General features: G+C 56.1%; 20 protein-coding genes. 16 read left to right on the plus strand and 4 right to left on the minus strand.

Going from position 1 to position 21407, the window contains the following annotated elements; translation table 11 throughout:
* Positions 1-41 precede the first annotated feature (41 nt).
* The 3 genes from JYE49_RS11360 to JYE49_RS11370 are packed head-to-tail and all read right to left on the minus strand — an operon-like array spanning position 42 to position 4840.
* A complete protein-coding gene (locus JYE49_RS11360) occupies positions 42-1862 on the minus strand; it encodes an ABC transporter ATP-binding protein (protein ID WP_093957375.1) in 1821 nt (606 codons plus the stop codon).
* Positions 1852-3681 carry an ABC transporter ATP-binding protein gene (locus tag JYE49_RS11365; RefSeq protein ID WP_093957374.1) on the minus strand — a complete coding sequence of 610 codons (1830 nt, stop codon included), beginning with the start codon at positions 3679-3681 and terminating at the stop codon, positions 1852-1854. Before JYE49_RS11365 ends, JYE49_RS11360 begins: the two co-directional genes overlap by 11 nt.
* Positions 3682-3697: 16 nt before the next feature.
* On the minus strand, positions 3698-4840 hold the full coding sequence (locus JYE49_RS11370) for a hypothetical protein (RefSeq protein WP_093957373.1): 1143 nt from the start codon (positions 4838-4840) through the stop codon (positions 3698-3700).
* Positions 4841-5036: 196 nt separating this feature from the next.
* On the opposite strand from JYE49_RS11370, the gene JYE49_RS11375 reads away from it, so the two are divergent.
* The 3 genes from JYE49_RS11375 to JYE49_RS11385 all read left to right on the plus strand — a co-directional run bounded on the left by JYE49_RS11375 (position 5037) and on the right by JYE49_RS11385 (position 7711).
* The gene (locus JYE49_RS11375; RefSeq protein WP_179217336.1) at positions 5037-5792 is read left to right on the plus strand and encodes a C39 family peptidase; all 756 of its coding nucleotides are present in this window, start codon (positions 5037-5039) and stop codon (positions 5790-5792) included.
* A gap of 184 nt (positions 5793-5976) precedes the next feature.
* Positions 5977-6495, plus strand: coding sequence for an RNA polymerase sigma factor (locus JYE49_RS11380; RefSeq protein WP_093957371.1), 519 nt, complete (start codon positions 5977-5979; stop codon positions 6493-6495).
* Positions 6488-7711, plus strand: a complete 1224-nt coding sequence (locus tag JYE49_RS11385) for a DUF4179 domain-containing protein (RefSeq protein ID WP_093957370.1) — start codon at positions 6488-6490, stop codon at positions 7709-7711. The genes JYE49_RS11380 and JYE49_RS11385 overlap by 8 nt, the downstream gene beginning before the upstream one ends.
* A gap of 73 nt (positions 7712-7784) precedes the next feature.
* On the opposite strand, the gene JYE49_RS11390 is transcribed toward JYE49_RS11385, so the two are convergent.
* Positions 7785-7931, minus strand: coding sequence for a hypothetical protein (locus JYE49_RS11390; protein WP_179217335.1), 147 nt, complete (start codon positions 7929-7931; stop codon positions 7785-7787).
* Positions 7932-8102: 171 nt separating this feature from the next.
* On the opposite strand from JYE49_RS11390, the gene JYE49_RS11395 reads away from it, so the two are divergent.
* From JYE49_RS11395 to JYE49_RS11455, 13 genes are all read left to right on the plus strand, one after another.
* On the plus strand, positions 8103-8612 hold the full coding sequence (locus JYE49_RS11395) for a phosphotransferase-like protein (RefSeq protein WP_093957368.1): 510 nt from the start codon (positions 8103-8105) through the stop codon (positions 8610-8612).
* 43 nt (positions 8613-8655) lie between these two features.
* Positions 8656-10158, plus strand: a complete 1503-nt coding sequence (locus tag JYE49_RS11400; protein WP_093957367.1) for an NAD(P)H-hydrate dehydratase — start codon at positions 8656-8658, stop codon at positions 10156-10158.
* 367 nt (positions 10159-10525) lie between these two features.
* A complete protein-coding gene (locus tag JYE49_RS11405; protein WP_093957366.1) occupies positions 10526-11602 on the plus strand; it encodes a helix-turn-helix transcriptional regulator in 1077 nt (358 codons plus the stop codon).
* Positions 11592-12896 carry an MFS transporter gene (locus JYE49_RS11410; RefSeq protein ID WP_093957365.1) on the plus strand — a complete coding sequence of 435 codons (1305 nt, stop codon included), beginning with the start codon at positions 11592-11594 and terminating at the stop codon, positions 12894-12896. Before JYE49_RS11405 ends, JYE49_RS11410 begins: the two co-directional genes overlap by 11 nt.
* 138 nt (positions 12897-13034) lie before the next feature.
* Positions 13035-13562 (plus strand): sigma-70 family RNA polymerase sigma factor, encoded by a 528-nt coding sequence (locus tag JYE49_RS11415; RefSeq protein ID WP_093957364.1) that lies wholly within the window; start codon positions 13035-13037, stop codon positions 13560-13562.
* Complete coding sequence (locus tag JYE49_RS11420) at positions 13555-14724, plus strand: hypothetical protein (protein WP_093957363.1); 1170 nt, start codon at positions 13555-13557, stop codon at positions 14722-14724. The genes JYE49_RS11415 and JYE49_RS11420 overlap by 8 nt, the downstream gene beginning before the upstream one ends.
* Positions 14725-14838: 114 nt before the next feature.
* Positions 14839-15084 carry a TM1266 family iron-only hydrogenase system putative regulator gene (locus JYE49_RS11425; RefSeq protein ID WP_084097168.1) on the plus strand — a complete coding sequence of 82 codons (246 nt, stop codon included), beginning with the start codon at positions 14839-14841 and terminating at the stop codon, positions 15082-15084.
* 156 nt (positions 15085-15240) lie between these two features.
* The gene (gene hydF / locus JYE49_RS11430) at positions 15241-16449 is read left to right on the plus strand and encodes a [FeFe] hydrogenase H-cluster maturation GTPase HydF (RefSeq protein ID WP_093957362.1); all 1209 of its coding nucleotides are present in this window, start codon (positions 15241-15243) and stop codon (positions 16447-16449) included.
* A complete protein-coding gene (gene hydE, locus JYE49_RS11435) occupies positions 16446-17507 on the plus strand; it encodes a [FeFe] hydrogenase H-cluster radical SAM maturase HydE (RefSeq protein ID WP_093957361.1) in 1062 nt (353 codons plus the stop codon). Before hydF ends, hydE begins: the two co-directional genes overlap by 4 nt.
* Before the next feature lie 20 nt (positions 17508-17527).
* On the plus strand, positions 17528-18976 hold the full coding sequence (gene hydG / locus JYE49_RS11440; RefSeq protein ID WP_093957360.1) for a [FeFe] hydrogenase H-cluster radical SAM maturase HydG: 1449 nt from the start codon (positions 17528-17530) through the stop codon (positions 18974-18976).
* 198 nt (positions 18977-19174) lie between these two features.
* Positions 19175-19474, plus strand: coding sequence for a hypothetical protein (locus JYE49_RS11445; RefSeq protein WP_143754496.1), 300 nt, complete (start codon positions 19175-19177; stop codon positions 19472-19474).
* A gap of 126 nt (positions 19475-19600) precedes the next feature.
* Positions 19601-20701 carry a metal ABC transporter substrate-binding protein gene (locus JYE49_RS11450; protein ID WP_093957358.1) on the plus strand — a complete coding sequence of 367 codons (1101 nt, stop codon included), beginning with the start codon at positions 19601-19603 and terminating at the stop codon, positions 20699-20701.
* A 13-nt stretch (positions 20702-20714) separates the two neighbouring features.
* Complete coding sequence (locus tag JYE49_RS11455) at positions 20715-21398, plus strand: metal ABC transporter ATP-binding protein (RefSeq protein WP_093957357.1); 684 nt, start codon at positions 20715-20717, stop codon at positions 21396-21398.
* The last annotated feature ends 9 nt before the right edge of the window (positions 21399-21407 follow it).

Here is a 21407-nt window from a genome sequence, read left to right on the forward strand (position 1 = left end):
TAATGAAAGCCCCGCATCAACCAACGATGCGGGGCTTGATTTTACTGTTCAATATAGTACTGTGCCTGGGCGTCCCAGAGTTCCCGGTATTTGCCCGCCGGGTTCTCCAGCAATTCCGCGTGGGTTCCCTGCTGGACGATCCGGCCTTTGTCAAACACGGTAATCTCATCACAGAACTGGCAGGAGGAAAGCCGGTGGCTGATATACACCGCCGTCCGATCCTCCACCATACTGCTGAAGCCGGCGTAGACCTGGGCTTCGGCAATGGGATCCAGGGCGGCGGTGGGCTCATCCAGCACGATAACCGGAGACCCTTTGTACAGTGCCCGGGCCAGCGCGATTTTCTGCGCCTCGCCGCCGGAGATTTCCACGCCCTTTTCCGACAGATCCCGGTAGAGACAGGTCTCCAGGCCGTCCGGCATTTCCCGGTACCGGTCGTACAAAGCTGCTTTCCGGATACATTCCTCCGCCTTTGCCGCGTCATAGTTTTCACCGGCCGCGATGTTTTCTCCCAGGGAGAAGGCGAAGAGTTTAAAATCCTGGAAGACGAAGGAAAACAGCTTCATATAGTCATCATAGTCGTATTCCCGGATGTCCCTGCCGTCCAGCAGGATCTGTCCTTCCGTCGGATCATAGAGGCGGCAGAGCAGCTTCACAAAGGTGGTCTTGCCCGCGCCGTTTGCCCCCACCAGGGCCTGCTTCCGGCCCGCGCGCAGGGTGAAGTTCACATTTTGCAGCACGTCCGTCTCACTGCCGGGATACCGGAAGAAAACATTCCGGAACTCAATGGTATGCTCCGTTCCGCTGACCGGCAGGCCGCCCTGATGTTTAGCGTCCGGAAGATCCAGGTACTCAAACAGCTTCTCCAGGTGTCCCGTATAAACCCGGTTTTCGGAAAGAATGAAGAACAGGTCGCTGAAACTCTTCACCAGCTCCATCAGGGCGCCCACATACTGAACCACGCTGCCCACCGCGAAAGCGCCCAGGCTTGCCTTGGCAACGACGTACAGGTAGCACAGCGCGTTGCAGATCCCCCGGATCAGTTCCATCCCGCCCTCGCAGGCGCTCATTCTGCCCGTTTCCCTGTCATTCAGGTTCATCTCATTCATTTTCCGCATTTCCCGGTCGGCAATCCGGTCCTGGCGGTACAGCCGCACGTCCTTTGCCCGGGTAGTTTCCGCGTACAGGGCATGGCCGTAGAACATGAAAGCCCGGTTGAACCAGACGGTGCCGTCGGTCCAGCGCTTAAAGAATTCATCCTCCTTCTTCCGGAGGCGTGAATTGATCAGACCGGACAGGATCATGAGCCCCGCGGCGGCGATAATCCAGAGCCGGGAATCCAGCAGGATATTCCCTGTTCCGGCGGTAAAGAGGGAGGCGGTCAGCGCCACGGAGGCCGCGATACCGACAATCACCTTCACCAGGGACGGGGTGTCCCAGACCAGCTGGCCCAGGCCGTTGCCGAACATGAACAGGTTTTCCTGCACCTTCTGCCGCTGCTTCTGGATCTCCTGGTCCTCCAGGTCCGCGTAGCGCATGTTCATCTGCTTATCGGAAAAGATCTTTGTAAAGGAGTTCCACATTTTGGATTCCTTCTCGCTGACGACCCGGCTCATGGCGTTCCGGATCAGGGAGAAGGCAAAGTTGATACCCACCGCCAGCAGCACCAGCAGGATCAGGGTACCGGTATCCCGGTTTCCCTCGATTTCATTGATAATCCTGGCCGAGAACCAGACGGTCACCAGCGGCGCCAGGGCTTCCAGTACCGCGATAATCACCTTGCCCCGGATCAGCCCGGGACAGTATTTCCCCAGCATCCGGTATCCCCGGCGGGTAATGGCGATCCGATTCTTAAGCTTCATCGTGATCCACCTCCCCTTCCGGGTTCTCACGGTAATATTTTGCCTGTGTCTCGAAAAGCTCATAGTAACTGCCCTTTTTCGCGAGCAGTTCCTCATGCGTCCCCTCTTCCGCGATCTGCCCGTGATCGATCAGCACAATGCGGTGGCAGAAGCGGGTGGAAGCCAGGCGGTGGGAAATAAAGATGGTGGTTTTTCCCTGCATGACCTCATCATAGGTTTCATACAGGCGGTTTTCAGATACCGGATCCAGCGCCGCCGTCGGTTCGTCCAGCACAATCACCGGAGCGTTCCTGTACAAAGCCCGGGCCAGCAGCAGCTTCTGGGTTTCGCCGCCGGACAGGTTGATGCCGTCGTCCCAGAAAGCCCGGTTGTATTTGCTCTTCACGCCTTCGGGCAGGGAAGACACCTTCTCCCACAGACCCGCCTGCTTCAGGCAGGTTTCCACCCGTTCGTGATCTACATTCAGCTCTTCCTCCTCCGCCACGATCTCCTCAATCGTGACCGGCAGCAGGGAATAATCCTGGAATACCGCGCCGAAAAGGCGGTAGTATTCTTCCCGGTTATATTCACGGATATCGGTTCCGTTATAGGTGACCGTTCCCTCCGTTGGTTCCGTCAGGCCGCAGAGCAGCTTCACCAGCGTGGTTTTGCCGGCACCGTTGAGGCCGACCACCGCCAGGTGCTCTCCCGGCTCCAGCGCCAGGCTGAAGTGATGGATCACGTCTTCCCCTTCCGCGTCATAGCGGAAGCTGACGTCCTTCAGTTCAATCCTTTCCGGAGAATCCAGGCTGCCGACCGGCTTTCCTCCCTCCCGCCGGTAGGTTTCCGGGTATTCCAGGTAGGAGCGGAAGCGGTTCATGGCCTGGTTCAGCCGCTGCAGATCCGTGATTTGGCCCAGCAGGCTGCCCAGCCAGGCGGAGAATCCCGCCACTACATTGAAATACAGCACAAACTCCGCTACGGAGATTTTCCCCTCCAGCGCCAGGTACAGCAGGAAGGCGTAGGTAACTGCCTCCCGGAGGAAACCCAGGGCGCTGTCCGCCGCGGACACGCCAAAGAGCTTCGCCGTATAGCTCCGGTACCAGCCCAGCAGGCCTTTCAGGTTTTTATCATAAATGCCGTTCAGCCAGTCCACCATCCGGTAAAGCCGGATATCCTTTGCGGCCCGGAGGTCATCCGACGCTTCCGTAACGTACCGCAGCCGCTGCTCATAACCGGACTTTTCGCCCACCGTTCCCTCGATCCATTTGTTGATCCGCCGGTTCAGGAAAAAGCTGACCAGCGTGGTCAGGCAGAGGAAAAGGATCAGCAGGGGATGCAGGGTAAACAGGATGCCGGCAAACGCCAGGAAGCCCAGCAGGTTGGAAAAGAACAGCACGACGGCGTCATAGGTCTGGGCGTAATAGGAAAAGTTGCCATTGCAGCTGCCGAAGCTCTCGCTCTGCAGCTTCCGGAAATGCTCGTTCTCCTGGTTCCTGTAATCGGTGGTCAGGCCTTTGCGGGTGATCAGCCGCAGGAAGAAGGTGTTCATTGTGAACTTGTTCCAGTAGATCAGCTGGTTCATGTACTTCTGCAGGCCGCCCAGCAGGGCCAGCGCACCGGTCAGACAGGCTGTGACAAGGAGCAGCTGCCGCAGCGGCTTTCCGTCCGTGATCTGTTCTATCACCACCTTCGGCAGGAAGGCGGTGACCACCGGCACCAGGCAGTTGACCAGGATGACCAGCAGGCAGAAAAACAGCAGCTTCGGACAGCCCTTCCTGGTGGACCGGACACAGTAGGCCAGGTTCTGATGGAATGAATACTTCTTTTCCTGTTCCATGGGAATCCTTTCCTTGTTATACAGCGGCTGCCTCCCGGGCAGTCTCCATCAATTCACGCTCAATGGTAATATCATTGGGATTCGGATATGTGCGGGCGGCTTTTTCAAATGCTTCCATGACTGTCTGTGCCTTCTCCGGATCTTTTTCCGCCAGCAGGGCATAAGCATACTCCGTGCGGAGCACAGAGGGATACTTTTTCATGGACTTCATGAACTTTAACTGGTCCTTCGTCCGCAGGGCCTCCAACGCTTCAGGCCGGTTTTCCCTGATCAGTTCCACATAGAGCCGGTCGCAGACCAGCATCTTCCGGAGCACACCCGGAATGCCGTTATTCTGTGAAAGCAGGCGCTCCATCAGGGCGTCAGCCTCCTCAAACCTGCCCTGTTCCATCAGGCGGCTGCAGGCAACCGCGCCAAGGGAAGAGGTGATGCCGTTCTTCATCCCCTCTTCATCGGGAACTGCAAACCATTCTTCCGGCATATCCCTGAGGCAGACGCCCCGGGCTGAAAGCTCATTCATTTTCATCGTCGTCCAGAAAGCCCGTACAGCCTCCGGGCTCCGGGCAAGATCCCATGCGTTGCGGCCGTCATTGTTCGCCAGGCTCATCCTGAGCGGTAGGCCGTTCATCAGCGCGTAAGCAATGCCCGTCACCAGCATCATCAGCAGGAACGGCCGAAAGAGCGAACCGGCCGGACACAGCAGAACGAGTCCGCCGGATATCGCCGAAGCAATCAGGTTCATGATGGCTCCGCCATAGTTGTACAGCTGCACGGGCATTTTCCCGTCTTTCAGGTCCGGCGGCGCCATCAGGCACTGTCCGCCGGTTCCGGCAATAGACATCCGCTTGAACCGGATCCGGTCGTCGTCCTTCATCCACATAAAACTGGAAACGCGGAAGGAAATAAACCTGTATCCGGTCAGCAGGCCGAACACCAGATGACCCGCCTCATGGATAATAATCTGCAGGATCAGCGCCGCGCACATGGAAACAAGCGCTACCAGGATTTTCAGGATCTTGTCCCCGCGTGACGCTCCCGCCGTTTCCGGTCCGTCCAGGAACTTCATAAACAGTATGCCGCATGCCGCGCCAATCAGCACAAAGCATACCGGTATCAGGATCTGCCCGATCTTTTTTTTCTTCGTTTCTTTCTGACTCATGTTCCCTTTTCCCTTTACAGTGTTCTGTTCCAATATTGCTTTATCCGGGCAAGTATACCATACATCGCCGGAAAGCTGAACAAAGGGAAGAAAAGAATTTGTAAAAACCGCAAATATGTATTTTCATCTGTTTTGTTCTATTCTATAATATCCCTGTCGGCATTCCTTTTCTCAACTGAATACGGAGGTGATTGATTTGAAAAGAACCTTTTTGTTTTTCCTGATCCTGGTGCTGTGTGTGACATGCGCCGTTTTCTCCTCTTCCGCGGAAAACAGGACGATCCTGCCCCCGGGCGGATATCCCACCGCACAGGACGACGAAGGCGCGGACGCGTATAACGGCGCCCTGGATCATACGGATTCCCGCTATTACACGATCGTGGATTATTTCTGGCTGGAGCCGGAGGACGACCTGCGGATCCTGCCCCAGTTCCGGACCTACCAGCAGACCACGGAATATACCTGCGGCGCCGCCTCCGCCCTGATGGTCCTGTACCGTTTCGGCGAGGAAACCTATGACGAAATGGCGCTGGCTGAAGCCATGAAGACCGACCCGGAAAAAGGCACCACCGTGGAAGGCATGGCGGAGTTCTTTACCGGCCTCGGCTGGGACGTGGATTACCATGCGGACACGGAATACCGCTTTGAGGACATCGAAACCTGGCGGGCCTACCTGACAGGGCAGCTGGATGCAGGAATCCCGGTCATGGTGGACTGGGAGGACTGGGCCGGCCACTGGCAGGTCATCGTCGGCCTGGACGGCTGCGGCACAGAGGATCCCTATGACGACGTGCTGATCCTGGCGGATCCCTATGACATCACCGACCACTGCCAGGACGGATTCTATATCTTCCCCTTCGGCCGTTTCTTTGACATGTGGCGGGAAGGCCCCTGCGCTGCCAAGGACGAGCCCTACGTCCAGCCCTTTGTCGTGGCGAAGCCCGCTGCCTGATTCCTGTCATCGTTTACCGCAATCCGCCGGTTCTCCTGGCGGATTGTTTTTCTTTTATTCATTGAATATAATGAATCCCTGACAGGTTTTTCATGCAGAAAACAGAATCCCGAAAAAAAAACCGGTACCACCCGAAATAATCCCCGGGTCCTTCCGTCCAATAAGTGAAAGGGGTGAGCAGCAGATGCAGAGGATCAAGGCGCCTGATCCTGTCCTGGAACAGACCTTCACGGAACTGGTCAATGCCCATCAGACATCCCTGCTGCGCATGTGTTACCTGAACCTTCACGATTCGGGACTGGCAGAAGACGCGGTACAGGAGACCTTTGTGAAAGCCTACCGGGCATTACCGTCATTCCGCGGGGATTGCGATCCCAAAACCTGGCTGATGCGGATCGCCATCAACACCTGCAGGGATATGCAGCGGGGAGCCTGGCTGAAGCATATCAGCCGCACGGTCACACTGGACCAGCTGGCAGAACCTTCCGAAAGCTTTTCGGAGGACGCGGTGGCCGTGAATATGGAGATTGCCCGCCTGCCCGTGAAACTCCGGGAAGCCGTGCTGCTCTACTATTATCAGAACATGAAGATCGAAGAGGTCGCCGATGTCCTGGGAATCGGAATCTCTTCGGCCTCAGAACGATTGAAAAGAGCAAAGGAGAAGCTGCGCACCGCGCTGAAGGAGGTGTATTTCAATGAGTGAGCAGAGAGATAAAGCATTCGTGCAGCATGCCATTGATACCGGCCTTGAATCCATGCAGGGCAATCCCTTCCTGGCGCAGCGGATCATGAACCAGGAAAGGACGGAACAACCGGTTATGAAAAAGAAAATATCCTTCGCGTTTATCCTCGCGATGATCCTGCTGCTTGTCAGCATTGCCACCGCTGTGGCGGGAGCCGTCAATGAAGACTTTAACACCTGGCTGTACGGAATCTGGCCGGAAGCAGCAATGAAGCTGATGCCGGTAGACATGAGCTGTGAAAACAAAGGAATCCGGATGGAAGTCATCAGCGCCGTAAACGAAGGTTCCCAGGTATATGTGACTTTTTCCATGCAGGATCTGGAAGGAGATCGGATTACCCGGAACACAACAGCCGACGTGTCCGCACAGTCCGGCAGTATCAATACTTCCTTCTCCCAGACCGCCGAACCCCTGTATCAGCCGGACAACAAAACCATGGTTTTCGGCTGGAGAATAAGGTTTGACGACAACCTGCAGGAACACAAAACGCTGACGTTTTCCGTAGACAGTCTCATTCCTGATCAAATACAGTTTATAGACCTGCTGCCGCTGTATCGGCAATACGCAGCCGGGGCAAAGACCATGCCCGTTCCGGAAAATGCCAGCGCCTTAAGGAATGCCAGGCCGGATGAAATACGCCAGTCCGGCCCGGCAGGCAGCTCCGATCCTGATTCCCTGCCAGAGGAAGACCTGGCGTTCCTTTGCTACGCCAATGGCCAGGAAACAGACATCCCGGAGGGAATGCGCGTACTGGACAACCACAGCGCTCTGGAAATCCCCCTGACCGAAGACGTCGCCCTGTCAGGGATCGGAATGGTGGACGGTCAGCTGCATGTACAGATCCATATGTTTAGCAAGGGATACCATCCTGTCAATCCCGATCACGATACAGGCTACTGGATCAACATGTACGACGCAGCAGCAGACAAAATCTTTACCTCCAGGGCCCGGTACACAGATCCGGATAAGCTGCCCAACGGGATCAGTGAAATACTCTGGAATGAGAGTCTTAAGAACGGCAGGAAAGAGTATTGGCGTGAATGGATCTTCGCGGTTGATACAGAGCCGACCGAAGCACAGAAACTGCACGCGGAAATCCATACTTATAACGGATCAGTTGACGGTCCGTGGCAGGCTGATATTCCGCTCCGCCTGATCCGGAAATCCCATCAATAAAACCATAAAGCCCGGCGCTGCAAACCAGCGCCGGGCTGTCTCTATGCTTGTGTCATGTCGTCAGAACCGTATGTCAGTCCCCGTCGGGCCCGCACTCATTCTTTGCGCTGCCGTCCCTGTAAGTCTGCTCATACGGATCGGGCCATTCTCCCTCTTCGGGATCCGGAGGAATCACGTCCGTGTATTCCTTCGCCAGCTGATCTCTCTTCAGTTCACTCACGGTCAACAGCCTCCTTTCTTCTATGAATGCTCCGGCGGTTTCGCCGTCCTGACACATACTTTTTCTCTCTCTGGAATCAGTATACCACATTTCTGGCAAACCGTCTCTGTTAATGATATAATTTCTGTTAACCAATGACCACTGAACAATATGAAGGAGACCGGACGACAGATGGAAAAGGGACGCATCCTCTTTTTAAACGGCGTGACCAGCTCGGGGAAAACCTCCATTGTGGAAGCGCTGCAGGCCCGGAAGGACGTATTCTTCTATGTGGTAGCCAACGATCTGTTCCAGGAAATGATCGGGGAAGACTATCTCCGGGAGAATTACTGGAAGTATCTCGGCGAAGTGATCATTATGATGTACCATACGGCGAAGCTGTTTTCGGATATGGGCAAGAATGTGCTGATCGACGGTATCCTGGTGGAGCGGGAAGGCGTCGCACCGCATTATGAACGGCTGCTCAGCATCCTGAAAGACAATCCCCTGGACGTGGTGGAAGTCTACTGCCCGCCGGAAATCTGCCGGGAGCGCAACATTGCCCGGGGAGACCGGTATGAAAGCCAGTCCGACGAGCAGGCCGCGCTGATGGCGCCGGATATCCGGTACAGCCTGCGCGTGGATACCAGCATCCATTCCCCTGAGGAATGCGCGGAACAAATCATCCGGAACCTGTTCTGAGCAAACCTTCAATCAAAGCCTTGAACGAAAAGAGGACGGTATCATGATCAGGATCCTGTCTGTGGAGAACATGCGGAAAAGCGACGCGGCAACCATCGCCGCCGGAACCCCGGGCCGGGAGCTGATGTTCCGTGCCGGCCGGGCCATCTTTGACAGCGTGAACTGGAAGCCGCCGGTGGCCATCCTCTGCGGCAGCGGCAACAACGCGGGAGACGGATACGTCATCGCGAAGCTGCTGCATGACGCAGAAATCGCCTGTGACCTGATCCTGCTTTCCGAAAAGTTTTCCGAAGACGGTGCATATTATTACAGCCTGTGCAAAGAAGCCGGCATCCCTTCCCTGACCTGGGACTCTTCCCTGAACCTGTCGGAATACGGCACCATTGTGGACTGCCTCTTCGGCACCGGTTTCCGGGGCGAAGTCCGGGATCCGGCCCGGGAAGCCATCGAAGCAGTCAACCGGAGCAGCGCCTGTGTGATCGCGGTGGATATCAACAGCGGTCTGAACGGTGACAGCGGCATGGCGGAAACCTGCGTCCATTCCGACCTGACGGTTTCCGTAGGCAGTTTCCAGCCCGGGCATTTCCTGAACATGGCCAAGGATGTGATGAAGGCCAAAATCAACTGCGACATCGGGATCGAACCTGTGGACAGGACTTACGCGCTGATTGAATCCTCCGACCTGGCGGAGCTTTTCCAACCCCGGAAGAATCATTCCAACAAGGGCACCTACGGATACACTGCCCTCATCGGCGGATCCAAACGATACAGCGGCGCCATCCGGCTGGCCGGTATGGCCAATGCCGCCATGCGGGCCGGAGCAGGCGTGGTAAAGCTGGCCGTTCCGGACGTGATCTTCACCACGGTGGCTCCCGCGGTACTGGAAAGCACCATGTATCCGCTGAGCGACGACGGAAATGAAATGGTCTTCACGGAAAAAGAAATTGCGGAACTTGTTTCCAATGTGAAAACCGTTGCCTTCGGCATGGGTATCGGCACAGGGGAAGGCGCCGGAAAAGCGCTGGAATACCTGCTGGAGCATTATACCGGCCGGCTGGTTGTGGACGCGGACGGGCTGACCCTGCTGTCCCGGATGGATAAAAACCGGATCCGGAATGCCGCCTGTACCCTGGTCCTGACGCCGCATATCAAGGAATTCTCCCGGCTGACAGGGCTTTCCACGGAGGAAATCCTGAACAGTCCCATTGCCGTGGCGGAAAAATACGCAAAGGAAAACAAGGTCATCCTGCTGCTGAAAGGCCCCGCCACCGTCATCACGGACGGGGAAACCACATACCTCACGGATACCGGGTGTGCGGGCATGGCCACAGCCGGCAGCGGCGACGTGCTGAGCGGCATCCTGGCAGCCATCCTGGGCTACTCGGCAGATCCGCTCCTCGGCACCGCGGCTGCCGCATGGATCAACGGCAAAGCGGGAGAAGCCGCACAAAGAATATACGGGTCGATCAGTATGACGGCAGGGGATACAGTCGCGTCCATTCCGGAAGCGGTCCTGAGTGTATCTGAAGGATACACTCAGGAATGATATTTGCACTGCGTGCAAATGATATATTGGACTCACGTCCAATATGATATGTGCTTCGCACATGATATGTTTGCCTGCGGCAAACGTGATTATATACTCCGTCTCTGATTAATAACCTGGTTTCAGTTCCTTTCATATCCGGGCATTCAGCCCGGATATTTCACATTTGACGAAGTCAAATATTTCACAAATCCGCGTGAGCGGATTTATTTCACTTTGGCCGCAGGCCAATATTTCATTGACTCGCCAGAGTCTTTCCATACTGTCAGTATAAAAATATTTCTTCCACCAGTATCGCCAGTATCTTCACATTTGGTAGAAACTTCTTTATACTGTCAGTGTGAAATGAGAAGGAGGGAACACACACATGAAACTGACGCTGTCAGAAAACATCCGTTCTTTCCGGAAAGAGCGAAAAATGACCCAGGAGCAGCTGGCCACTGTGCTTGGGGTGACAGTCGGCGCCGTATATAAATGGGAATCCGGACTGTCTGTGCCGGAGCTGGACCTGATTGTGGAGATGGCGGACTTCTTCGATACCTCGGTAGACGTACTGCTGGGCTACCGAATCAATGACAACCGCCTGGATTCCATCGTCAGCCGGCTGTACACATACAGCAGGACACTGGATCCGGCAGGCATCGTCGAAGCGGAAAAAGCGCTGGCGAAATATCCGCATTCCTTCAAGGTTGTCTTTGCCTGTGCCGATCTTTTCCTGACGTACGGCGCCAACAGCAAGGATTCCCGGTTCATCCGCCGTGCGCTGGAACTGGATGAACAGGCAAGGGTGCTGCTTCCCCAGAATGACAATCCCCGCATCAGCGAAGCCAATATCATCCACAATATGTCCATCGCCTATTACGAGCTCGATGAAAAGGAAAAAGGGGTGGAACTCCTGAAGCAGCACAACGTGCTGAGCCATTTCAGCTATGAGATCGGCTCCACGATGGCGGTATTCATGAACCAGACGGAAGAAGCGGTTCAGTATCTGTCGGAAGCGCTTATACTCGGTATGTCGCACATGCTTTGCGCGACAATCGGTTTTGTTTTTGTTTACTGCTCCCGCGGAGACTGGGATTCCGCGCTGAACATCGTCACCTGCTGCAATAATCTTATATCCGAACTGAGAGTGGATGATCAGCCGGGCTACATGACCAAAACCCATGCCGAGGTGCTGCTCCTCCTGGCTTATGTCAGCTGGAAGAAGGGACTGATGGAAGAAGCCCGGGACGCCCTGCGGGAAGCCGCGAGGCTGACGAACCTTTTCGATTCCGCTCCCGAATACAGCCTTAAATCCATGCGGTTCATTGAACACGCAGAATACACCAACGCTTTTGATACACTGGGCCCCACGGCAGCCGAAAGCATTGAACACATGCTGAACCTGCTGGACGATCCGTTCTTTACACAGCAATGGAAGGAGATCCTGAACCTTGAACAGTAATCCCGCAAAAAAAGACAATGTGTTTTTTAACCGGAACTTCCGGCTGGTTTTCTTCGGCGCACTGGTATCGGAAATCGGCGCGCTGCTTTACAGCTTCGCCGTCGGCTTTTACATCCTGCAGATCAGCAACAACAACGCCTTCCTGCAGGGCCTGTACCTGGCGCTGAACGGCGTCACCCTGCTCCTCTTCACCCCGGTGGGCGGCGTGCTGGGCGACCGTTTCAACATCGCAAAGATTATGTATATCTGCGACTTCCTGAAGGGCACCATCATCATCCTCGCCACCGCACTGATGCTCCTCTTCCCGGAAGCAAATACCCAAATCGTGATCCTGTTTGTGCTGGGCATCCTGGGCAGCATCATCAGCGGTGTCTTCAACCCGGCAGCCGGCGTCCTGCTGCCCCACATCGTGGAGGAGCAGAAGCTGCAGCAGGCCAACTCCTATTTTTCCATCAAGCACTCCCTGAACGGCATTGTAGGCGTTATGCTGGCCGGCATCCTGTATGCCGCCCTGCCGATCCATACCCTCTTCTTCATCATCGGCGCCTGTTTCATAGCTTCCGGCATCTCTGAAACCCAGATCCGCTATGAGCACACTCCGTCCAAAGGTCAGCTGACCCTGCGGGTTGCCCTCAATGATATGCGGGACGGCCTGAACTACCTGAAGACTAAAAAATCCGTCCTGGCGCTGCTGGGCTCCCTGCTGTTCATCAACTTCTTCTTTTCCCCCCTGGGAAGCAACTTCATCCCTTACTTTGTCCGGACAGACATTGCCGGAGCCGGATCCTATCTGCTGGATAAGATCCTGACGCCCGAACTCTGGTCCTCCGTGATCAACGTATGCATCGGCATCGGTTCTCTGGCCGGAGCTGCCATTCTCAGCACCCGGAAACCGACGGAGAAATGCGGCCATACCGTTGCGGTCTGTCTCTGTGTGATCGCGGCGCTGATGCTCTCCTCCGCGTTGATTTACTGGCTGACGGTCGACCGTGGTAATGCCATCAACGTATTCCTGATCGCCTTCTCTGCCGGCTGCCTGGTACTGGGCGTGATGATCGCCTGGATCAACGTTCCTATTTCAACCACCATGATGCGTATTGTGGACCGGGACAAGCTGAGCAAGGTCAACAGTATCATGAGCATGGGATCCCAGGGCATGACTCCGCTCGCCTCCGTACTGGCCGGCGCCGTCCTGCAGGGACTCGGCTCCTCCGTACTGCTGTTCATATGCTCCCTCGGCTTTACCGTAACTGCACTTCTGGCCCTGAAAAGCAAGTCAATGAAAGAACTCTAAATCATTAACAATGATTGGAACGGAGCTGTCCGATAAGGACAGTTCCGTTTTATTTTTTTCTGTTTTTTTATTTTGGGGAATGTTGTGAAACCGGATTCCGTTAACGTCTATATAGGTGAAAAGGAGGTGAGCAGTGCCATGGAAACGGTAAAGGGCCCTTGCCGTTCAGCTGAAGAGGAAATTACTTGCCTGGTTGAAACACATCAGCTTGCACTGCTGCGTCTGTGTTTCGCCTATCTTCATGACCGAGCCCTGGCAGAAGACGCCGTCCAGGAAACCTTTGTAAAAGCATACCGAAAGCTGGACCAGTTTCAGGGTAAAGCCAACGTCAAAACGTGGCTTTCATCCATTGCCGTCAATTGCTGCAGGGATATACGCCGCGGCAGCTGGTTCAGGCATGTTGACCGTTCGATTTCCATTGATCAGCTGCCCATCAGCGCAGAGGAGACCATTACCGAAGACGACACCGTGTCCGTCGAGGTTATGAATCTGCCGATCCGCCTGAGGGAAGTTGTCTTACTGTACTATTTTGAAGATATGAATACTACCGAAATTGCGGAAACGCTCCGGATCTCCCAGCAGGCCGTCTCAGGCAGGCTGCTGCGGGCCAGGGCAAAGCTCCGCAAAGCGCTGGGCAGTGCCGAAGGAGGTGTATGGAATGAATAACAAGCGTCAGATGCAGCAAAAACTCAACCATTCCCTTTCCGATTTGAAGGAAAATCCCTTCCTGGCCCAGCGTGTAATCGCACAAGCGAAAGGAGAACCGGAAATGAAAAAGAAAATATCATTCGCATTGATCCTTGCCATGATTCTGCTGATCCTGCTGGCCGTGGCGGCAGTCGCGGAAGTACTGGGCATCAATGTATTTGAACTGTTCGGAAAAACAAACAACCGTTATGCTGAGCTGGCACCATATACCACCCTCGACAACATGCCGGAAGTCAGCGTCACCAGTGTTGAACTGGGCAAAACAACCGCAGGCATCAACAGCGCATACTATGACGGCATGTCCCTGATCGTCGGATACGCCATTCAAAACGGATCCTGTATGGAAGAGTTTATTCCGGATGACAGCATGATCGCTGAAATGACCCGGTTGGATGACAACCTTGTCTGGGCAGCTTCCAATGATGAGGAAGGCAGGCTCATCACGGAATGGATCCAGGCAAGGGATGAAGGAAAGAAAGCGGGGCTTGTACGCTATACCGTATCCCCCAGCGACCATACCGAAACCGACGACGGAATTGACATCATGCCTGCAACAGAGGAAACCCGTACCGGAGAAGACGGATTTGAATATACTGTACGGGAATATGAGACTCCATTAACAAAAGAGCTTCAGAACCTGGATGAAATCACCCTGAACATCCGGCTGTACCGCAGCGTAAACTGCCTGTACTTTGACGGAGAGAACACCTACACCCTGGACAAAACAGAGTCTGCGGGCATCATGCGGGCCAGGGTTCAGAGGGCATCCTCTCAGGTGCACACCTTCAGCGGCACCGGTCAGTTCAGGGGAATAAACCTGAACGCAACAGCCACTGCCTCCGCTGCATATGCCAGTCTGGATGTCCGTTTTTCCGATCCCCTGCCTCCATTGCCGGAAGATCACTGGTATATCCTCTCCCTTTCGGATGAAAACGGCGAGGCTCTGCGCGAAACTGAATCGACAGACGGAGGAGTAAGTGATGTGGTCATTACCTATGAGGGAACCGGCCGGCTTCCGCAGCATCTGATCCTGCGTATTTACGAGGAACACGAAGGCGATTTCGATACAACCGCGGCTTTGTCCGGAACTGAACCGATCATCCTGGCTGTACAGGAATAAAATTCCGGAGCTGTCCGATCAGGGCAGTTCCGTTTTTTATTTCCTTAGTCCGGCTTCTGTTCCCCTTGCTATTCATACAGAAAAGGTTTATGATGTGCGCGTGAGGTGTTGCTTATGGAAACCCGGGTGGCTGTGCTGAGCATCATTGTGGAGAACGAGGATGCCGTCAGCGAACTGAACGAGCTGCTCCACCGTTTCGGAAAGTTTATTATCGGACGGATGGGCCTCCCCTACCGGCAGAAAAACGTAAACATCATCTGCATCGCCATCGACGCGCCCAATGATGAGATCAACGCCCTGACCGGGGCATTGGGCCGCATCCGGGGCATCACGGCCAAGGCCACATACTCCAAGGTCTGATCCCCCACAGAAACTGAATACTGTCCCACATCCCCTGACGCCGAAACTGACACTTGAGGCGAAAGACAAGATGGACCAGCCATAAAGGCACGCTTTTTGTGTACCGCTGTACCCTTGTCTGAGGGACAGCGGTTTTTTCATTGAAGAGGAGGAAGCATGAGCCTGAACGAAACGCCGTCCGGCGAACGGACACACATCGGCTTTTTCGGTGCGCGCAACGCCGGAAAATCCAGCCTGGTCAACGCGGTGACCGGCCAGGAACTGGCCGTGGTCTCGGAGGTAAAGGGCACCACCACGGATCCCGTCCGCAAAGCCATGGAACTGCTGCCCCTGGGCCCCGTGGTGATCATCGACACCCCCGGCTTTGACGATGAGGGCAGTCTGGGACTGGAGCGGGTGAAGAAAACCCGGGAGATCCTGCGGACCTGCGACATCGCCGTGCTGGTGGTGGACGCGGGCGCCGGACTGTCCCAAACAGACCGGGAACTGCTGGACCTGATCCGGGAACGGGAGATCCCTTCCCTCACGGTCTGGAATAAGACAGACCTGGCCGCGGCGCAGCCCGCCCCGGAAGGAGCAGCGGAAGCCAGCAGCCTGACAGGCGTCGGCATTACCGAACTGAAGGAGCGGCTGGCCAGGCTGATCCCGGAAAAGGAAGACCGGAAGCTGGCCGGGGACCTGGTTTTCCCGGGAGACCTGTGCGTACTGGTCTGTCCCATTGACGAGTCCGCGCCGAAGGGGCGGCTGATCCTGCCCCAGCAGCAGACCATCCGGGACCTGATGGACCGGGGCGCCATCCCCGTCGTCTGCCGGGACACAGAGCTGGAAACAGTGCTGAAAAAGCCCGGGCTTGATCCGGCGCTGGTGATCACCGACAGCCAGGCCTTCCGGACCGTCAGCGCCATCGTGCCGGACGAGCTTCCCCTGACCTCCTTCTCCATCCTGATGGCCCGGTACAAGGGCTTCCTGGAAACCGCGGTAAAGGGCATCAGCGCGGCAAAGAACCTGCGAGACGGTGACCGGGTACTGCTGGCGGAAGGCTGCACCCACCACCGGCAGTGCAACGACATCGGCACGGTGAAGATTCCCCGGTGGCTCAGGCAGTATACGGGCAAAGAGCTCACGGTGGACACCTGTTCCGGCCGGGAGTTTCCGGAGGACCTGACGCCTTACCAGCTGGTGATCCACTGCGGCGGCTGTATGCTGACGGAGAACGCGGTGCTGGCCCGGATGAACCAGGCAATCCGCCAGGGCGTCCCCTTCACCAACTACGGCATCGCCATCGCCTTCATGACCGGTGCGCTGGAGCGGAGCCTGCGGCTGTTCCCCGCCCTGCACAGCCTGCTGACGGGAGGCGGATCATGACAGAAAGAATCAAAGAACTGATTGTCCGTCTGGAAAAGGAGCACAGCCTTTCCGAAACGGAATACGCGGAGCTCATTACCGGCCGGGATGAAGAATCCGCCGCCCTGCTGGCCCGGAAAGCGGCGGAAAAGCAGAAGGTCGTCTTCGGCGACGCGGTTTATACCCGCGGGCTGATCGAGATCAGCAGCATCTGCAAAAACAACTGCCTGTACTGCGGCATCCGCCGGGATAACCCGAAGGCGGAGCGCTACCGGCTGACGCCGGAGGAGATCCTCTCCTGCGCGGATGAAGGCTATGAGCTGGGCTTCCGCACCTTTGTGCTGCAGGGCGGCGAGGATCCCGCCTTCACGGACGCCGTGCTGTGCGGTATTGTGCGGGCACTGAAGCAGCGCCATCCGGACTGCGCAGTAACCCTGTCCCTGGGCGAGCGGAGCAGTGAAAGCTACCAGGCGCTGTATGACGCGGGTGCGGACCGGTACCTGCTGCGGCACGAAACCGCGGACGCCGGTCACTACGCGAAGCTGCACCCGAAGGAAATGTCCTTTGAAAACCGGATGCGGTGCCTGCGGGACCTGAAAGAGATCGGATACCAGGTAGGCTGCGGCTTCATGGTGGGGTCTCCCTTCCAGACACCGGAAACGCTGGCAAAGGACCTGAAATTCATCGAAACCTTCCGGCCGGCCATGTGCGGCATCGGGCCCTTCATTCCCCACCGGAACACCCCGTTCCGGAACGAGCCGACAGGAACGCTGGAGCTGACCCTGTTCCTGCTTTCCGTGATCCGGCTGATCCTGCCGGAAGTATTGCTGCCCGCCACCACGGCGCTGGGGACCATCCACCCCAGGGGCCGGGAAATGGGCATCCAGGCCGGCGCCAACGTGGTGATGCCCAATCTGTCCCCCGTGGGCGTGCGGAAGAAATATGAACTGTATGACAACAAGATCTGCACCGGAGAAGAATCGGCGCAGTGCCGGGGATGCCTTGAAGCCCGTATGCGGTCCGTCGGATATCATCTGGCCGTGGACCGGGGCGACGCACCCGGATGGACGAAAAAGTAAGAAAGAAGAGGTAAGGAATCATGGCAGTGTACAATCCCAAATCCCTGAAGGCGGAAGAGTTCATCAATGACGAGGAAATCCGCGCCACCCTGGCTTATGCGGAAGAGAACAAGAACAACGTGGAACTGATTGACCAGATCCTGGAGAAGGCCCGGCCGGTCAAGAACGGCAACGGCTGCACCTGCCGGGGACTGACCCACCGGGAAGCCTCCGTGCTGCTGGCCTGCGAAATTCCGGAAAAGATCCAGAAGATGTATGAGATCGCGGAAGAAATCAAGCTGGCCTTCTACGGCAACCGCATCGTCCTCTTCGCGCCCTTATATCTGTCCAACTACTGCGTGAACGGCTGTGTGTACTGTCCCTATCACATGAAGAACAAGCACATTGCCCGGAAAAAGCTGACCCAGGAGGAAGTCCGGGCGGAAGTCATCGCCCTGCAGGATATGGGCCACAAGCGGCTGGCCATTGAAGCCGGCGAGGATCCGGTGAACAATCCCATTGAGTACATCCTGGACTGCATCCATACGATCTACAGCGTACACCACAAGAACGGCGACATCCGCCGGGTGAACGTGAACATCGCCGCCACCACCGTGGAAAACTACCGGAAGCTGAAGGAAGCCGGCATCGGCACCTACATCCTGTTCCAGGAAACCTACCACAAGAAGAGCTACCTGGAGCTGCATCCCACCGGCCCCAAGCATGACTATGACTACCATACGGAAGCCATGGACCGGGCCATGGAAGGCGGCATCGACGACGTGGGCCTCGGCGTACTCTTCGGCCTGGAGCTGTACAAGTATGAGTTTGCCGGACTGATCATGCACGCGGAACACCTGGAGGCGGTACACGGCGTGGGTCCCCACACCATCAGCGTACCCCGGGTCAAGCGGGCGGACGATATCGATCCGGATATGTTCGACAACGGCATTGACGATGAGACCTTCATCAAGATCGCGGCCTGCATCCGGCTGGCTGTCCCCTACACCGGCATGATCGTTTCCACCCGGGAATCGGAAGACGTGCGCAGGCGGATGCTGCGGGTCGGCATCTCCCAGGTCAGCGGCGCTTCCCGCACCTCCGTGGGCGGCTACACGGAAGAAGAACGTCCCCACGACACGGAGCAGTTCGACGTATCCGACCAGCGGACCCTGGACGAAGTGGTGCACTGGCTGATGCAGACCGGGCATATTCCGTCCTTCTGTACCGCCTGCTACCGGGAAGGCCGCACCGGCGACCGCTTCATGAGCCTGTGCAAGAACGGCCAGATCCTGAACTGCTGCCATCCCAACGCCCTGATGACCCTGGCGGAATACCTGGAGGACTATGCCTCTCCGGAAACCAAAGAAACCGGTTATAAGATGATTGAGGAAGAACTGAAGCGGATCCCGAAGGACAAGGTCCGGGAAATCGCGGAGAAGAACATTCAGGATATCCGTTCCTCCAACCGGCGGGACTTTAGGTTCTAAGAATGAAATATTCGGCTTCACCGAATATGAAATATGCCCTTCGGGCATGTGAAATACAGGGGCAGCAATACAAATTGCTGCCCCTGTGTGAAATATTCAGCTGAAGCTGAATGTGTGATAATGACCTGTTTTCGCAGCCGGAAAGCCTGAAACTTGACAGCTGTGATAGAATACGGACAGAAAGGAGGGGAAGGAACCGTGAACGCACGCAAACGCGGAAACGCTCTGCTGCTCTGTATCGGTCTTGTGCTGGTACTGCTTGTTTCTTCTGCCTTTCTGATCCAGGAAGCGGATCATGACTGCTGCGGCGAAGACTGCCCGATCTGCCGGACGATCGCGATGACGACCGCCCTGATGCGGGCACTCTGTATGATCGCTGCCGCACAGCTGATATGGTCTGTTCTGGCCGTTTCCCGGTCCGCTTTCCATATTCCGGGATCCGTCCGCCTTCATGCCGAAGGTACGCCGGTCAGCCGGAAAACCCGGATCAACGATTAACTGAATCAAAGACAGGAATTTCAAAGGGAGCCGTATGCCCTCAGGGCATCCGCGGCGTTTTGGGGTTCCTGTTTTTTCATACCCAAAAACAGAGTTAATCGTATTGAAACCGGAGGAAATAACACAATGAAAAAGATTCTCGCGTTTATGCTTTCCCTGATGCTGCTGATCGGCCTGGTCCCCTGCACGGGCGTTGCCGAAAGCAAGCCCGTGACCGTCGTCACCACCATCTTTCCCATCTATGACTGGGCCCGCCAGATTATCGGCGAAAATGAGAACACCAACCTGGTGCTGCTGCTGGACAACGGCGTGGACCTGCACTCCTATCAGCCCTCCGCCCAGGACATTATGACCATCTCCACCGCGGATCTGTTCATCTACGTCGGCGGCGAAAGCGACGAGTGGGTGGAGGACGTACTCGAATCCGCCATGAATCCCAACCTGGTCTCCATCAGCCTGACGGAAGCCATGGGCGAAGACCTGAAGCTGGAAGAGATCGTGGAAGGCATGGAGCATGAGCATGATCATGACCATGACCACGACCATGAGGAAGATGAAGATCACGACCATGATCATGAAGACGAAGAAGACCACGATCACGAAGAGGATCACGATCATGAGGAAGAGCATGACGAGGATCATGACCACGATGAAGAACATGATCACGACCATGACCATGAACACGAAGAAGAATATGACGAGCATGTTTGGCTGAGCCTGCGTAACGCGCGGAAGCTGACCGCTGCCATCGCCAAAGCCCTGGCCGGCATTGACGCCGCCAATGCTGAGGCCATCCTGGCCAACGCCGCTGACTATGACGCCAGGCTGCAGGAACTGGACGCCAGATATACCGAAGTTGTTGATAATGCTTCCCTGAAGACCGTGCTGTTTGCCGACCGCTTCCCCTTCCGCTACCTGGCAGATGATTACGGCCTGACCTACTTCGCTGCCTTCACCGGCTGCTCCGCCGAGTCTGAAGCCAGCTTCGCAACCATCGCTTTCCTGGCCGGCAAGACTGACGAACTGAACCTGCCTGCCGTGCTGACCATTGAAGGCGGTAACCACAAGATTGCCGATACCGTCATTGCCACCGCCTCCAATCCGGACCGCAAAGTGCTGACCATGAACTCCATGCAGTCTGTCACCGCGGAAGACGTGGAAAACGGCATGACCTATCTTTCCATGATGGAAGAAAACCTGACCGTGCTGAAAGAAGCACTGAACTGACGGAGGAATCAGGATGGCTCAACTGACCTGTGAACATCTTTGGCTCGGATACGAGGGACGACCCGTACTGGAGGACCTGTCTTTTTCGGTGCAGGCAGGCGATTACCTGTGTATCGTCGGTGAAAACGGCTCCGGAAAAACCACCCTTATGAGGACAATCCTCGGCCTGCAGAAACCAATGCGGGGAAACATCCGCTTCGGCGACGGACTGCGGGAAGGCGGAATCGGTTACCTTCCCCAGCAGACCAACGTGCAGAAAGATTTTCCAGCCACAGTCAGGAAAGTTGTCCTGTCCGGATGCCAGGCCCGGCTGAAAAACCGGCCTTTTTATTCCCGCGCGGATAAAAAGCGTGCGGAAGAAAACATGAACAAAATGGGAATCGGCGCTTTCGCAAAGCACTGCTTCCGTGAACTGTCCGGAGGCCAGCAGCAGCGCGTGCTGCTGGCCCGGGCCCTTTGCGCGACGGATAAACTCCTGTTCCTGGACGAACCGGTTTCAGGGCTGGATCCGAATGTTACAGCGGAAATGTACGCGCTGATCCGGTCGCTGAACCGGGAAGGCGTTACCATCCTGATGATTTCCCATGACCTTGCGTCCGCCGTTAAGGACGCTTCCCATATCCTGGCTGTCGGGGAATCCGTATTCTTCGGCACAAAGGAAGGCTGGCTGGCGGAGAAGGGCGGTGAGCGGCTGTGATCGATACTC

Origin of the sequence: Aristaeella hokkaidonensis (assembly GCF_018128945.1) — a bacterium.
GTDB lineage: Bacteria > Bacillota > Clostridia > Christensenellales > Aristaeellaceae > Aristaeella > Aristaeella hokkaidonensis.